Here is a 14,163-nt window from a genome sequence, read left to right as displayed (position 1 = left end):
AGCCGAATTTTTCGAGCCCCCGGGCTCCGAGAGAGGGAAAACCCATGCGAGGCATGTACCGAAGCGCCGCGTTCGGCCTGATCACCGCGCTCACCCTGACCGCCTGCGGCGGTGGTGGCGACAGCGACGACAATCCGCTGGCGGGCGACGGTGGTGGCGGCGACGGCAAATCCATCGTCGTCGGCTCGGCGAACTTCCCCGAGAACCAACTGCTCGCCGAGATCTATTCGCAGGCCCTGGAGAGCAAGGGCCTGAAGGTGACGCGGAAGTTCGACATCGGGGCCCGCGAGGTCTACTACGACCAGGTGGTCAAGGGCGGCATAGGCGTCTTCCCCGAGTACAACGGCGCCCTGCTGTCGGTGGCGGTCGACGAGAACAGCACCGCGACCAGCACCGAGCAGATCAACGCCGAGCTGAAGGAGAAGCTCCCGTCGTCGGTGGAGATCCTCGACTCCGCCGCGGCCGAGGACAAGGACTCCGTCACGGTCACCGCCGAGACCGCCGCCAAGCACAACCTCAAGACCCTCGCCGACCTCAAGCCGGTCGCGGGGGACATGACGATCGGCGCCGGGTCGGAGTTCAAGACCCGCACGCAGGGCGGCGTCGGCCTGAAGAAGGTCTACGGCGTGGAGTTCGGCAAGTACCAGCCGCTCGACGCGGGTGCCCAGACCACCCTGGTGAAGCTGCTCAAGGACGACAAGGTGCAGGCCGCCAACCTCTACACCACCGACCCCGCCATCGTCGCGGACAAGCTGGTCGTCCTCGAGGACCCGGAGAACCTCTTCTCCTCGCAGAACGTCACACCGCTCGTCTACAAGGACGCGGTGAACGACACCGCCAAGTCCGCGCTCAACGCCGTCTCGGCCAAGCTCACCACCGAGGACCTGCTGGAGATGATGAAGAAGCTCGTCAACGACAAGGAGGACGCCGACGCCGTCGCCGAGGACTGGCTGACGTCCGCCGGCCTCGTGAGCTGACCGGCGTCACGCCCACATCGTCCGCCCCCGCTCCTGCCCGGCACCGCGTACGGACCCCCGCCGGGCAGGGGGAGGGGACCGAGCACGACGACCGGCTGGGGGATCAGATGACTGACGCCGGTGGCACCGAGACGCCCGAGGGAGTCGGTACCGGACGACCCGGTGGAGTCGGCCCGTCCGCGCGGCTGCAGCAGCTCTTCGAGGGCCGTCGGCTCACCCCGACCCAGCGCCGTATCGCGCACTGCCTGGTCCGGCAGGCGGCGGACGTGCCCTTCCTGTCGAGCGTGGAACTGGCGCGACTCGCCGGAGTCAGCCAGCCGTCCGTGACCCGTTTCGCGGCAGCCCTCGGCTTCGACGGCTACCCGGCCCTCCGCGCCCACCTGCGGGAGGTCGCACCCGCCTGGCACGGCCTCGACGGACGGTCGCGGAACCCGTACCAGCAGGCGGTACAGGCCGAGATCGACAACCTGCGGCACCTGGCGGCCCTGCTGGCCGACCCCGAGCCCGTGGCACGCGCGGGCCGGCTGCTCGCCGCCTCCCGCCCGCTGCCGGTTCTCGGACTGCGCGCCTCCGCCGCCCAGGCACGCGGCTTCGCCTACTTCACCGCGAAGGTCCACCCCGACGTACGCCTGCTCGACGAGGGCGGCTCACTGCTCGCCGACCGCATCGACGCGGCCCGGAAGGCCGGCGCGAGCGCGCTCCTGTGCTTCGCGCTGCCGCGCCACCCCCGTGAACTCCTGGACGCCCTCGCGCACGCCCGTGCCGCGGGCCTCACGGTGGTGACCATCGCCGACGGCACCTTCGCTCCGGTCGCCGCCCACAGCGACCTGCTCCTCCCCGCCGCCGTCGGCACCGGCCTGGTCTTCGACACCGTGAGCGCCCCCATGGTGCTGGGTCAGGTGCTCCTGGAGGCGATGTGCGACGCCCTCCCGGACGCCCAGGCCCACCTGGAGGAGTTCGACGCGCGGGCCGCGGCGCGGGGACTGTTCGTGGAGTGACCGCAGGCGCCGCTCGGGGCGCCCCGACGGAAGCGGGCGGACAGGTACGTCAGTCGGTGCCGCGCAACGCGACCCAGGTGTCGCGCGCGACGACACCGTCGGGGTTCAGCCCCTTGTCGCTCTGGAAGTTCTGCACCGCGGTCTCCGTGCCGGCCCCGAACTCGCCGTCCGCGTCCCCGACGCCGTACCCGCGCCTGGTCAGCATGCACTGGACCTGCAACACGCGGCTGCCGCTGTTGCCCAGACGGGTGCGTCCGTTGCCCGAGTAGTACGTGCAGTCCGAGAGCCAGGCCGGGGTCGAGGGCTCGGTGGGCTCGTCGGTCGGGGGCGGCGTGGTCTCGGTGGGCGCGCTGGTCCCCGGGGCGGGCGCGGAGGAGTCGGGGTGCCGGTCGTCGTCGGCGGTGCCGGACGCGTCGGGGCGCGCGGCGTCGCCGTCAGCCGCGGCCGGGTCATCCTTGCCGGAGACCTCGGAGAGCCCGGACCCGCCGTCCGGGGCGGCCGCCGCACCGTCCGAGCCGCCGGTCGCCGACGCGGAGGCGGAGGCGGCCTCGCCGGGAAGAGCGTCGGCGGATTTCGTCGTACCCCTCCCCGGCGAGGCCGTGGTGGTGGAGGGGCTCTGGAGGGTGAGTACGACGACACCCGCGGCCGTCGTGCAGAGGGCCAGACCGGCGGCGCCGACCAGTACCCGCTTGCGGCGGGTCCAGGTGCGGGGCCGTGTCGGACGTAACTCCGGTGCCGGCGCGTCGGCGGGCGGACCCGACGGCAGGTCGGCGGACGGAATCGGAGCCTTCTCCACCCGCTTGGGACCGGGCTGTTCGAGAGGGAGCCGGCACAGCGCCTCGTACGCCCGCTGCCGGGCGAGCACTCTGCCGCCCAGCGGCTCGGGCCAGCCGGACGTCCCGGACGATCCAGCCGCCCCGGACTCCCGGGAGTCGTGCCCGGCCGCCTCGATCAGTTGCCCCGGGGTCGGCCGGCTCCCGGGCTCCTTGGCCAGGCAGGCGGACAGCAGCGAGGCGAGCGTGGCGTCGGCCGCGGCGATGTCGGCGAGCACCTTCGGGTTGGGCTCCTCGAACGCCACCCGGTGCATGACGTCGACGCCGGTGCCGTCGCCGAAGGGGGCGCTGCCGGTCGCCGCGAAGACCAGGGTGCAGGCCAGGGAGAACACGTCCGAGGCCGTGTCGCATTCGCCCGTGCGCAGATACTCCGGGGACATGTAGGCCGGGGTGCCCACCCGGTTGCCGGTGCCGGTGATGGCGCTCGCGTCGGCGGCCTTCGCGATGCCGAAGTCGATGACGTGCGCGCCCCGGGCGGAGAGCAGGACGTTGGACGGCTTCAGGTCCCGGTGCACGATCCCCGCGGCGGAGAGGTCGGCGAGCGCCTGCCCGAGCTCCGCGACCAACCGCCGGACGGCGACGGCCGGCAGAGGACCGTCCTCGTGCACGGCGGCCGCCAGATCGAGCCCCGGCAGGTACTCGGTGGCCATCCACAGCACTTCGTCCCGGAAGCCCGTGCCGGCCAGGCGCGGCATGTGCGGCGTGCGCACCCGGCTGTGGACCGACGCCTCCTGCTCGAACCGGCGGCGGAACCGTATGTCCTCCGCGTACTCGGGCCTGATCACCTTCACCGCGACGAGGTCGGGGCCGCCGTCCGTGGGGCGCGCCAGATAGACGCGCCCCATGCCGCCGCTGCCGAGCAGCCCCAGCGACACATAGGGACCGATGCGGTCCGGGTCGCCGGGGCGCAGGGGCAGGCCACCTGCCTGTCGCAGCACCGGAGCCTTCTCCGCCGACGAACGTGGCGGCACCGGCCGCTGGTCTGACACAGCACCCCCAAAGTGACTTTTGGGCGTACATCAGTTCGCCCCCCGAAAGTTGAGGCTAACTCAGCCAGGGCCCGCGGTCCGGGTTTCGGTCACTTCCGTCTCACCAGAGGCTCAGGAGGTCGCGCGTCGCACCTCCGTCGTGCCCGATCCCACCGGTCCGATCCGCAGTACCGTGCCCGTCGGATCGGTGAACGACTCGACCTGTACCGGGCCCTGGCCTCCAGGTGAGGTCCCCCGCACCTGGTACGCCTTCGGATCGGCGTCCCCGATCTCCACCTCCAGCACGGCACGGGAGTTCGGCGGCACGGTCACCCGTGTCGTGTGGGTGTCCTCGGAGCGGCGCACCCGGACCGAGACCGGCCCGCGCACCGAGGGAACCGTTCCCTCGGCCTCGGTCAGCGAGCCGGTCCTGGGCCGGATCCGGAACCCGGCCGCGCCGGGCTCGCTGACCTGGACGCCGAGGATGTGCCGGGCCACGGCGTTGGCGGGCGCCGACGCCCAGGCGTGGGAGAGCGTCATGTTGGACTTCAGCGCGGGGTCCCACGCCTCCGTGACGATGGTGGCCTTCAGCGCGTCCAGCATGTGCAGCCACGAGTTGGTCGCTGTGGAGGTGAGCAGGGCGAGCGCCGCGTCGGAGCGGCCCAGCCGGAACAGCGCGTCGAGCAGGAACTGCGACCCGTACACGCTCACCTTCATGCCGCCCGCCGCCAGGGTGTCGCCCAGCCTGGCCAGCACGTCCTGGTCCAGGGCGTCCGCGACACCCAGCGCCACGGGGAAGGCGGTCGCGTGCTGGGCGCTGTGGGTGGTGCCGACGCCGTCGAGGAAGCGCCCGCCCGCACTGTCGAGCAGTGTGGCGCGCATGGACGAGGCGAGGGTGTCGGCCCGGCCGTGCAGGGTGGCCGCGTCATCGTCCTTGCCGAGGGCCGCAGCGCACTGGGCGAGTGCCTCGAAGGCCGCGAACTGGAAGGCGTTGACCACTGTGTTGACGTTGGTGAACACATAACCGTCACGGCTGGCGGCCGGCCAGTCGACCAGATCACCGAGGTTCTGACTGGTGTTGCCGGGCGCCTTGCGGACCAGACCCTCGGAGTCCAGATACGAGGTGAGGTTCTTCGCGGTGAGCAGGTCGTAGTCCTTGGCGAGCTGCCGGTCGTCACCCGTGGCGAGATAGTCCTCCCACGCGGAGATCGCGCACATCAGCCGGTACTCGGTGGGCCAGGTGCCCTTGCGGACCAGATAGTCGTTCGACCAGCGGGCGAGGGCGTAGGAGCGCTGGACGCCGTACTCGGAGAGCTGGTTGATCAGCGCGTCGCCCTCGTACGGGCCGCGTTCGCGGGTGGGCGTGTCCGTGTAGAGGTCGCCGCGCGTGGCCTCGATGGAGTAGCGGCACAGCTCCCAGACCCGGTCCAGATCGGCGTCCGAGCTGCGGAAGGAGGCGTCGGAGTCGTCCCAGTCGAGCTTCCAGGCGCGGCCGGTGACGACCGCCTCCGACAGGTCGAGCGTGGTGCGCAGTTCGGCCCAGCGGAAGCCTCGGTAGCCCCAGTGCTCGAAGCGCTGCTCGCCGTCCCGCAGGGTCCACACCTCGCGGTACGTGTTGGTGGCGCGCAGTTGGTACCTGACCGTGCCGTCGGAGTTCAGCTCCTCGCCGAGCCGCACCTCGACCGTGTCGCCCGCGCCGCCGGTGACCTCCAGGGCCAGCCCGCCGACGATCTCCCGGCCGAGGTCGACCAGCCACCGGCCCTCGGCGACCCGGGTGACGGAGGCCGGGGTGACGTCGTGCGGCCGTACCGCCTCGATCAGCGCGGGGACCAGGCCGTCGATCGCGGTACGGACGACCGGCGTGAGCCAGTCGCCGTCGTCGAAGCCGGGCTTCGTCCAGCCCACGGGCTCGCGGCGCAGATCCCAGTACTCCTGCGGAACGGTGAAGTAACTGCTGCCCGCGCTGCCCTTCGAGGGCAGCAACCCGGCCTGCCGGCGCGCCTTCCAGTGGTCCCCGGAGGCGACGGTGGACCGGCTGCCGTCGGTGTACGTGATCTCCAGCTGGGCCAGGAACTTCTGCCTCGATGTGGTCCAGCACAGCGCCGCCAGCGCGTTGGCACTGCCGTCGGCCCGCAGCGTCGAGGTCACGTCGAAGGCCTGGTAGGCGGTCCCGTCGCCGGAGCGGACGGAGGCGTAGCCGACCGTGGTGCCGTTGCTCCACACCTTCGCGACGTACTGCCGGGCCGGATCGGGCGAGGTGGCCGCCACATAGAGGACCGCCGCGGCTATCTCCTGGCCGGCCTTCGTGTCGTACTCGTGGCGCAGCAGCGCCCAGGTGTCGTCGGCCCCGTAGGAGGAGAGCGAGGAGGCGCCGGTCGGGAAGGTGAGGACGCCGCCGGAGACGGTGCCGGCGGAGAAGGTGCCCTTGTCGGAGGCGAAGTCGTCGTCGAGGAGGACCGTGCCGTCGGCGGCGGTGAAGGTGACCCGGTCGTAGGTCTGGGACTCGGTGAGGCCGTTGCGCAGCCCGATGTTGCCGGAGGCGTAGCGGCTGTCGGTGGTGGTGTCCACGACGGTGCCGCTGACGCTGGTGGTGAAGGTGGCGCCCGCCATCGTGACGCTCAGGTCCATCCAATCCCCGGCGGTGACCGCGAACGGCAGCTTGACCTCGCCGAGCACGGTGTAGGTACCGCCCACACAGACGTGCTTGCGCAGCACCCCGGTGGTGCCCGCGCGCAGCTGCCACATGTAGGTGTTGGCGGTGTTCGTGGCCCGGAACCACAGGCCGGCGGCCACGGTGGTGATCTTCACGCGGACGGTGAAAGTGCCGTCGGTCATCACCGGCCCGGCAGGCGCCCAGATCGGCTTCGCCTCCCACTCGTCCTCGACCGACGTGGCCAGCAGCGCGGGCTCCGACCAGGACGAACGCTCCTCGCCCCAGCTGCTGACCCGCCACCAGTAGGCGGTACGGGGCTCCAGCGCGGGCCCGGCGTACGGTACGGCGCTGGAGTCGGCGGATGCCAGCTTCCCGGAGTCCCAGACCAGGCGGTCGTCGTCGAATCCGCCCGGGGTGGCCGCCACCTGGAGCTGGTAGGCGCGCTGCACCGTACCCGCGCCGAAGTCCGGCACCTGCCAGCTGAACCGGGGGCGCCGGCCGGCGCTGGTCCCGAGGGCCTGCGGCAGCAGATCGGCGAGCATCCCGGTCGGCGCGGGCGGCTTCCCGGCGGCCGCCGTGATGCTCGGGCCGGGGGCGGCAAGGGCCCGGGGCCCGGACAGGACGACGGAGGCGGCCACGGTGCCGCCCAGCTGGAGAAGTCCGCGCCGTGAGAAGTCCCGCGCCATGGTGCACCTTCGGTTCGTGAAAGGTTTCAATGAGATTGCCCGGAGGTTAGGGTTCCGGGTCGATGCGGTCAATAGGCGGTCCGAGATTCGATCCATGGCCGAATGAAACGATTTAACCGGCGCGGGGCGGGTCGCGGCTGGGGCACGGCGCTCCCGCATAATCACTGCGCCACGCTCGCCGGAACCACCGGAGGTCCCGTTGTCCCCGCTGCACGACTTCGCCACCTGGGAACCGCTGTTGAGGCTGCTGCGGGCCGACAAGGCGGAGGCCTTCGCCGCCGGCGGCCAAGTGGCGGGACAGATCAGCCGCCACGCGTGGAGCGTGCCCCTGAGCCGGCCGGTGCCGCAGCCGGGACGGGCCGCTCAGGTCGAGGACATGCAGGCCGAGTTCGACGCGGTGCGGCGGGTGCAGGGCGCGCTCGAGGACCTCGGCGTCGACGGCGTCTCGTTCACGGCGAGGGTCGCGCCGACCGGGAGGGCCGTGCTCCGTCTGCTCGGCCCCAGCCCCGCCGTGGAGGCCGCCATCAGCGGTCCGCACCCCGAGTCGCTGATCCTGGTCGAGGGCGCCCTCCCCGAACCCTGGCGCCGCCTGCCCGATCCGGTGCCCGACGCGGTGCCGGCCCCGACCGCCGATCTCGCGCTGCTGGAACGGACGCTCCGCGAGCGGATACCCGACGCCGTGGGTGCCACCGAGGCGGAGATCGCCGCCGCGGAGGCGCGGCTCGGCATCGCGCTGCCCGACGAGATCAAGGTGCTGTACCGGGTGACCCGGGCACGCTGGCAGGACTGGGACGGCGACGACGACGCAGCTGAGCGTGAGGTCATGGCCGTCGGCTGCGAGCTCTTCTCCCTGGACGACCTGTACGTCGCCGACGTGCGGTCGCGTCCGTCCCCGTGGCGGTTCGCGGCGAAGGAGGCCGTTGTCACCCCGCACGATGCCGCCGTGCAGGGGGTGGTCGGCTCACCCGGCTGGATCGCCTTCGGCGACAACGGCGGCGGCGACCGGCTCGCGGTCGACCTGACCCCGGGGCCGCGCGGACACCTGGGGCAGATCATCATCCTCAGCCACGAGGAGAACATCGGCGCGGCTCTGGTCGCCGACTCCCTCACGGACCTGGTGCTGCACGGGCCCGGAAGGGAGCGCCGCGGCCGCCGCCGGGACGAGCCGTCGCCGGTGGCCTGGGTCCACCACCGGAGCCTGCGGAGCATCGAGGCCGCCGCCCACCCCGGCCTGGAGGTCCTGAACATCGGCGTATGGGACGAGGAGCCGTTCAGCCTCGCCCCCGTCACCGGGCTGCCCCGGCTGCGGACCCTCACCGCCTACCCCAGTACGCTCGCCGACCCACTGGAGATCGCCCGGCTGACCGGGCTGGAGTACCTCGAACTCCCGCCGGAGGACTGGCGCGTCCTCCTCGACGCCGGGGCCGTCCCGCGTTCCCTGCTCGCCGCGCGCATCGAGGCGCTCGGCGACCGTTCCCCGCTCCCGATCGTGGACCTCGCCAACGAGATCCTCGCCCTCTGGGACCGCCCGCCGATCACCCGGATCCGTCTCGAAGGTGACCTCGGCCCCATGGCGTAGTCGGGTCGACCCACAACGGGCCCAACCGGGCGTACCGCTGTCCGAGCCCTCGGCTAGAGTCTCGCCTCACCTCGGCCGGACATCCTGGCCGGGGCTGTGCGCTGGGGGTACGGCAACATGGGGCCCGAAAGAACGGACCTGCCCGGTTACGAGATCCAGGAGGTCCTGGGCCAGGGCGGATTCGCCACGGTGTACCGGGCCCGGCAGCTGGCCGTGGGCCGGGAGGTCGCGCTGAAGGTGGACAGCAGGGTGCTGTCCACACCGCGCGACCGACAGCGATTCCTCCGCGAGGTCACAGCGGCCGGGCAGTTGTCCGGCCACCCGCATGTGGTCCCGGTGTACGACGCCGGGGTGCTCGCCGACAACCGCCCCTACATGGTGCTGGAGCTGTGCCCCGGCGGCTCCCTGGGCGACCGGCTCCAGCGGCGGGGACCGCTGCCGGCGAAGCAGGCGCGCGACATCGGCGTGGGCCTCGCGGACGCGGTGGCCGCCGCCCACGCCGCCGGGGTGCTGCACCGCGACATCAAACCCGGCAACGTCATGGTCAACCGGTACGGCGGGGTGGCCCTCACCGACTTCGGCCTCGCCGCCATGCCCCGGCCGGGCCGGGAACTGTCCGTGACCCGGGAGGCGTTGACCCCCGCGTACGCGCCGCCCGAAGCCTTCCACCTGGCGGACCCCAGCCCGGCCGGCGACGTCTACTCCCTGGCCGCCACCGTCTACGCCCTGCTGCGCGGCCGCCCGCCGCACCACCCGGACGACGGCACCCAGCTCAGCCTCCCCGAACTGATCGTGCGCCACACCTGGCCCTATCCCGACCTGCCCGGACTGCCGCCCGCCCTCAACTCGACGCTCCGGTACGCCCTCGCCGCCGACCCCGCCCAACGCCTCTCCGACGCGGGCGCGTTCCGCGACGCCCTCGCCGCCGTCGACCTCGACACGGTCGACCTGGGAGGCGGCGGTGGCTTCGGACCGGCGCCCGGCATGACGACGGTACCGGCGTACCGGGACGCGCCGCCCACGACGATGCCGCCTTACCGGGACGCGCCGCCCACGACGATGCCGCCTTACCGGGACGCGCCGCCCACGACGATGCCGCCGTATCGGGACGCGCCACCTTCGACAGGTCCACAGGGATGGCCGGGCGGGGCGGGCGGCACGACCGCGGGCATCGAACCGGGCGGGGGCGGCGGGACGACCGCAGTGCCCCGGCGTGACGGCGACGGCGGGCGGAAGGCGGCGCGGCGGCGGCCGGCGGTGATCGCCGTACTGGCGGCCGTGGCCGTCTCCGTGAGCGTGTCGGTCACCGTGGTGACGTACGGGAGCGGCGATGAGGACAGCGGGCGAGGCGACTCCTCCACGGTCGCCTCGCCGTCCTCCGGCGCCACCGCCGAGAGCAAGGGCACCTCGGAGTTCGCGGTGGCGACCACGACGGAGAACTGCCCCGCGACGGACGTCGAGGGTGTGGGCGGCCGGTGCGTCGCGACCCCGGAGTGCTGGAGCGGCATCGTCGACATCTCCGGCATCGTCACCGTCAGCCGTGCCGACTGCCAGACCAAACACGTGTGGGAGACCTTCGCGATCGCGCCGCTGCCGGAGGACGGCATGACGAACAACGCGCGGGACCTGATCAGGCACCCGGACGTCAAGGCGCTGTGCTCGCAGAAGGTCATGGCCGCGACGATGACCTCCGACGGCCGTGACGTCGCCGACGAGTGGAACGTCGACATCATCCCGCCGTCGGCGGTGGAGTGGGACAACGGTCTGCGCGTCTTCCGCTGTGTGGCCGCGGCGGTCACGGACGACGGCGAGAAGACCGGGAGCCAGTTCGCGGTGCGGGGGTGAACGGGAGCCGGTTCGTGCGGCAGGGGTGAACGGTCGGTCGGGCGCGTCGGCGTCGTGGGCATCGACGGCATGCCGTTCGCCGAGACGGCCCATCGCGCCCCTGGCCACGGATGCCGCACGGGCCGCACGGACTCCGTCACGTGGGCCAGACCTCCGACCACCTGTCAGTGACCGGGCTCTCATGGCACGTCGGCCACAATGCCGGGAGCATGGTGTTCCTCACCAGGCAGGCCGAAGGGATCGGGAATGCTCCGCAAGGTACTGGTCGCCAACCGTGGCGAGATCGCGATCCGCGCGTTCCGCGCAGGCTATGAAGTGGGCGCGCGGACCGTCGCCGTCTTCCCCCACGAGGACCGCAACTCGCTGCACCGGCTCAAGGCCGACGAGGCCTACGAGATCGGCGAACCGGGACACCCCGTGCGGGCCTATCTCTCCGTCGAGGAGATCATGCGCGCCGCCCGGCTGGCGGGCGCCGACGCCGTCTACCCGGGCTACGGATTCCTGTCCGAGAACCCCGAGCTGGCCCGGGCCTGCGAGGAAGCGGGCATCACGTTCGTCGGGCCCAGCGCCCACATCCTCGAACTGACCGGCAACAAGGCGCGCGCGGTGGCCGCCGCCCGCGCCGCCGGCGTACCGGTCCTCGGTTCCTCCGAGCCCTCCACCGACGTCGACGAACTGGTCCGCGCCGCCGAGGACATCGGCTTCCCCGTCTTCGTCAAGGCCGTCGCCGGCGGCGGCGGACGCGGTATGCGCCGCGTCGAGGACCCCGCCACCCTGCGCGAGTCCATCGAGGCGGCGTCCCGCGAGGCCGCCTCCGCGTTCGGTGACCCCACCGTCTTCCTGGAGAAGGCCGTCATCGAGCCCCGCCACATCGAGGTGCAGATCCTCGCCGACGGCCAGGGCAACGTCATCCACCTCTTCGAACGCGACTGTTCGGTGCAGCGCCGCCACCAGAAGGTCATCGAACTGGCGCCCGCCCCGAACCTCGACCCGGCCCTGCGCGACCGGATCTGCGCCGACGCCGTACGGTTCGCCCGGGAGATCGGCTACCGCAACGCGGGCACCGTCGAGTTCCTCCTCGACCGCGACGGCAACCACGTCTTCATCGAGATGAACCCCCGCATCCAGGTCGAGCACACGGTCACCGAGGAGGTCACCGACGTCGACCTCGTGCAGTCCCAGCTGCGCATCGCCGCCGGGGAGTCTCTGGCCGACCTCGGACTGTCCCAGGAGACCGTCACCCTGCGCGGTGCCGCCCTCCAGTGCCGTATCACCACCGAGGACCCCGCCAACGGCTTCCGCCCCGACACCGGCCGTATCAGCGCCTACCGCTCGCCCGGCGGCTCCGGTATCCGCCTCGACGGCGGCACCACCCACGCCGGTACGGACATCAGCGCCCACTTCGACTCCATGCTGGTCAAACTGACCTGCCGTGGCCGGGACTTCACCACCGCCGTCAACCGGGCCCGGCGCGCGGTCGCCGAGTTCCGCATCCGGGGCGTCGCCACCAACATCCCGTTCCTGCAGGCCGTCCTCGACGACCCGGACTTCCAGTCCGGCAACGTCACCACGTCGTTCATCGAACAGCGCCCGCACCTGCTCACCTCCCGGCACTCCGCCGACCGGGGCACGAAGCTGCTCACCTATCTGGCCGACGTCACGGTCAACAAGCCGCACGGCGAGCGGCCCGCCCTCATCGACCCGTCCACCAAGCTGCCGCGGCCCACCACGATCGAACCCCCGGTCGGCTCCAAGCAGAAGCTCGTCGAACTCGGCCCGGAGGGCTTCGCCCGCTGGCTGCGCGAGTCCCCGACCATCGGCGTCACCGACACCACCTTCCGGGACGCCCACCAGTCGCTGCTCGCCACCCGGGTCCGTACGAAGGACATGCTCGCCGTCGCCCCCGTGGTCGCCCGGACCCTGCCGCAGTTGCTCTCCCTGGAGTGCTGGGGCGGCGCCACCTACGACGTAGCCCTCCGCTTCCTCGCCGAGGACCCCTGGGAGCGCCTGGCCGCCTTCCGGGCCGCCGCCCCCAACATCTGCCTCCAGATGCTGCTGCGCGGCCGCAACACCGTCGGGTACACGCCGTACCCGACCGAGGTGACCGACGCCTTCGTCCAGGAGGCCACCGAGACCGGCATCGACATCTTCCGGATCTTCGACGCGCTCAACGACGTCGGCCAGATGCGGCCCGCCATCGACGCCGTACGGGCCACCGGGACGGCCGTCGCCGAGGTCGCCCTCTGCTACACCTCCGATCTCTCCAACCCCGCCGAGCAGCTCTACACGCTCGACTACTACCTCCGGCTGGCCGAACAGATCGTCGACGCGGGCGCCCACGTCCTGGCCGTCAAGGACATGGCCGGACTGCTGCGCGCCCCGGCCGCCACGAAGCTCGTGACGGCGCTGCGCCGCGAGTTCGACCTGCCGGTGCACATCCACACCCACGACACCGCCGGCGGTCAGCTCGCCACCTACCTCGCCGCGATCCAGGCCGGCGCCGACGCCGTCGACGGGGCCGTGGCCTCCATGGCGGGCACCACCTCGCAGCCGTCGCTGTCGGCGATCGTGGCCGCGACCGACCACTCCGACCGCCCCACCGGTCTCGACCTGCGGGCCGTCGGCGACCTGGAGCCCTACTGGGAGAGCGTCCGCCGCATCTACGCCCCCTTCGAGGCGGGCCTCGCCTCACCCACCGGACGCGTCTACGACCACGAGATCCCCGGCGGCCAGCTCTCCAACCTGCGCACCCAGGCGGTGGCCCTCGGTCTCGGCGACCGCTTCGAGGACATCGAGGCGATGTACACCGCCGCCGACCGCATCCTCGGCCACCTCGTGAAGGTCACCCCCTCCTCCAAGGTGGTCGGCGACCTCGCCCTGCACCTCGTCGGCGCCGGAGTGGCCCCCGAGGAGTTCGAGGCCACGCCCGACAGGTTCGACATCCCCGACTCCGTCATCGGATTCCTCCGCGGCGAGCTGGGCACCCCGCCCGGCGGCTGGCCCGAGCCGTTCCGCAGCAAGGCCCTCCAGGGCCGCGCCGACGCCAAGCCCGTCCAGGACCTCACCGCCGAGGACCGCGCCGGACTGGAGAAGGACCGCCGCGCCACCCTCAACCGGCTGCTGTTCCCCGGCCCGACCCGCGAGTTCGAGACACACCGTCAGACCTACGGCGACACCAGCGTCCTCGACAGCAAGGACTTCTTCTACGGGCTCGGCCCCGGCAAGGAGTACGCCGTCGACCTGGAGCCCGGCGTCCGGCTCCTCATCGGCCTGGAAGCCGTCGGCGAGGCCGACGAACGCGGCATGCGCACCGTGATGTCCACCCTCAACGGTCAGCTGCGCCCCATCCAGATCCGCGACAAGGCCGCCTCCTCCGACATCCCCGTCACCGAGAAGGCCGACCGCTCCAACCCCGGCCATGTCGCCGCCCCGTTCGCCGGCGTGGTCACCCTCGCCGTCGCCGAGGGCGACGAGGTCGCGGCCGGCGCCACGGTCGCCACCATCGAGGCGATGAAGATGGAAGCCACGATCACCGTCCCGAAGGCCGGACGGGTGTCCCGGCTGGCGATCAACAAGATCCAGCAGGTGGAGGGCGGTGACCTGCTGGTCGAGATCGTGTGACGT

At 72.3% G+C, this 14,163-nt stretch carries 7 protein-coding genes; 5 read left to right on the top strand and 2 right to left on the bottom strand.

Translation table 11 applies throughout. The features are described from left to right. The first annotated feature begins 53 nt into the window (after positions 1 to 53). Complete coding sequence (locus JIX55_RS07235) at positions 54 to 977, top strand: ABC transporter substrate-binding protein (RefSeq protein WP_257569246.1); 924 nt, start codon at positions 54 to 56, stop codon at positions 975 to 977. Positions 978 to 1,084: 107 nt separating this feature from the next. Next, positions 1,085 to 1,975, top strand: coding sequence for a MurR/RpiR family transcriptional regulator (locus tag JIX55_RS07230; RefSeq protein WP_257562430.1), 891 nt, complete (start codon positions 1,085 to 1,087; stop codon positions 1,973 to 1,975). 49 nt (positions 1,976 to 2,024) lie between these two features. Here the strand turns inward: JIX55_RS07230 and JIX55_RS07225 are convergent, their stop codons facing one another. Together JIX55_RS07225 and JIX55_RS07220 are read right to left on the bottom strand one after the other, a co-directional pair. Beyond that, complete coding sequence (locus tag JIX55_RS07225; RefSeq protein ID WP_257569245.1) at positions 2,025 to 3,743, bottom strand: serine/threonine-protein kinase; 1,719 nt, start codon at positions 3,741 to 3,743, stop codon at positions 2,025 to 2,027. A 165-nt stretch (positions 3,744 to 3,908) separates the two neighbouring features. Further along, positions 3,909 to 7,115, bottom strand: a complete 3,207-nt coding sequence (locus JIX55_RS07220; RefSeq protein ID WP_257562429.1) for a glycoside hydrolase family 78 protein — start codon at positions 7,113 to 7,115, stop codon at positions 3,909 to 3,911. A 199-nt stretch (positions 7,116 to 7,314) separates the two neighbouring features. Here JIX55_RS07220 and JIX55_RS07215 point away from each other — a divergent pair, with 199 nt between their 5' ends. The 3 genes from JIX55_RS07215 (at position 7,315) to JIX55_RS07205 (ending at position 14,160) form a co-directional block, all read left to right on the top strand. After that, positions 7,315 to 8,694, top strand: a complete 1,380-nt coding sequence (locus JIX55_RS07215; RefSeq protein WP_257562428.1) for an SMI1/KNR4 family protein — start codon at positions 7,315 to 7,317, stop codon at positions 8,692 to 8,694. Between the two features lie 117 nt (positions 8,695 to 8,811). Next, positions 8,812 to 10,539, top strand: a complete 1,728-nt coding sequence (locus tag JIX55_RS07210; RefSeq protein WP_257562427.1) for a serine/threonine-protein kinase — start codon at positions 8,812 to 8,814, stop codon at positions 10,537 to 10,539. A 246-nt stretch (positions 10,540 to 10,785) separates the two neighbouring features. Beyond that, complete coding sequence (locus tag JIX55_RS07205; protein WP_257562426.1) at positions 10,786 to 14,160, top strand: pyruvate carboxylase; 3,375 nt, start codon at positions 10,786 to 10,788, stop codon at positions 14,158 to 14,160. Positions 14,161 to 14,163: the final 3 nt, after the last annotated feature.

It is taken from the genome of Streptomyces sp. DSM 40750 (assembly GCF_024612035.1).
Lineage (GTDB): Bacteria > Actinomycetota > Actinomycetes > Streptomycetales > Streptomycetaceae > Streptomyces.
The sequence above is the reverse complement of the archived record's forward strand: the minus strand, read 5'-3'. Positions and strand labels throughout refer to the sequence as shown.